The sequence below is a fragment of the Paraburkholderia humisilvae genome, assembly GCF_902859855.1.
GTDB lineage: Bacteria > Pseudomonadota > Gammaproteobacteria > Burkholderiales > Burkholderiaceae > Paraburkholderia > Paraburkholderia humisilvae.
Window position 1 is genome coordinate 1 of the sequence record NZ_CADIKH010000360.1, and the last position, 1,268, is coordinate 1,268.

General features: G+C 61.8%; 2 protein-coding genes. Both read right to left on the reverse strand.

Annotated elements, in window-relative coordinates; translation table 11 throughout:
* Nucleotides 1-30 precede the first annotated feature (30 nt).
* Nucleotides 31-624, reverse strand: a complete 594-nt coding sequence (locus HV796_RS42525) for a plasmid pRiA4b ORF-3 family protein (RefSeq protein ID WP_175233590.1) — start codon at nt 622-624, stop codon at nt 31-33.
* A 2-nt stretch (nt 625-626) separates the two neighbouring features.
* Nucleotides 627-1,268, reverse strand: a 642-nt coding sequence (gene tnpC, locus HV796_RS42530; RefSeq protein ID WP_175233589.1) for an IS66 family transposase, incomplete at its 5' end; no start/stop codon positions are given.

Sequence of the window (1,268 nt, forward strand, 5' to 3'; positions counted from 1 at the left end):
GTAAGCGACATTTGTCGGCCGTCTTGACGATCAGAATTTGATCTCGAAGAGGCGTTCGTTGACGCCCTGAAGGTCAAAGGCAGCGGGATCGAAGCTACCGCCGCACCAGTCGAGCAACTGTTGGTGTTCTTCATGAGCGGGATCGATGATCGCGTCGAGGAACTCGACGTAGCCGGGGACGCCGCCAACATCTTCCGGCGGACAGGCATTGCGGCCGTCCAGGCAGATGGGCGAGCGCAACCCGGGATCAGGCGGCAGGACCTTCTCGAGCTTCACACGATGCTGCCAGTTGTCACCGTAGTCGTAGATATAAGTGAATGACTTCAGCGCACCGAGTGCCTTTCCCAAGGTCACCCGTGCTTCGTTGAGCATCGGCGGGTCACCCGGGAAGTCCGGATCGGGCACCCCGTAGTTGATGTCGCCGAACACGAATTCGTGCAGATGGCCGCCATCCCAGCCCATCGCCCACAGCAGCACGACATGCAGCTTCGGCAGCTTGATGGAGCCAGGGACCAGCACCCGCCTCCAGACCGCCGGCTTCAGATACTTCAGCTCGATGTGCAGCTGGTAGACCGGTGCCGGTGAGTTGACCGCGCGTAACGCGGGTTTGCGAGTCAATGTCATTGTCACGCAGCCTGCTGGACCGGTTGCTTCACCGGCATCAAATGCCACGGCAGCAACTCGTCAATCCCGTTGATGGGATGATCGGCAATCCGCTCGAACACCGTACGCAGATACGCATACGGTTCGATACCGTTCAGGCGTGCCGTGCCGATCAGGCTGTAGATGACCGCCGCACTCTGTCCACCGCCGTCAGAACCAGCGAACAGATAGTTGCGCCTGCCGAGAACCAGCGGCCTGATTGATCGCTCCGCGGTGTTGTTATCTATCTCGATGCGTGCGTCTTCACAGTAGCGCACCAGCGCAGGCCAGTTCCCCAGCGCATACCGGATCGCCTTTCCGAGGCCCGACTTCACCGAGACCTGCGCGAGCGTATGTTCGAGCCAGTCCTTCAGCGCACCTGCGAGCGGCAATGCCCGCGTCATGCGCACCGACTGCCGGACCTCCGGCTTGCGGCCGCGCACCTCGCGCTCGACGGCATACAGGGCCGCGATACGGTTGAGTGCCTCCTGTGCCACCGGCGAACGCTCCAGTTCGTACAGGTCGTAGAACTTGCGCCGCACATGGGCCCAGCACGCTGCCTCGATGATCGTGCCGTCGCGGTACAGCGCATCGTAGCCACTATAGGCATCGGCCTGCAGGATGCC

Bases quoted from the DNA above. Each gene is read 5' to 3' on its own strand.
- HV796_RS42525 (WP_175233590.1), bottom strand. From the start codon at position 624: ATGACATTGACTCGCAAACCCGCGTTACGCGCGGTCAACTCACCGGCA.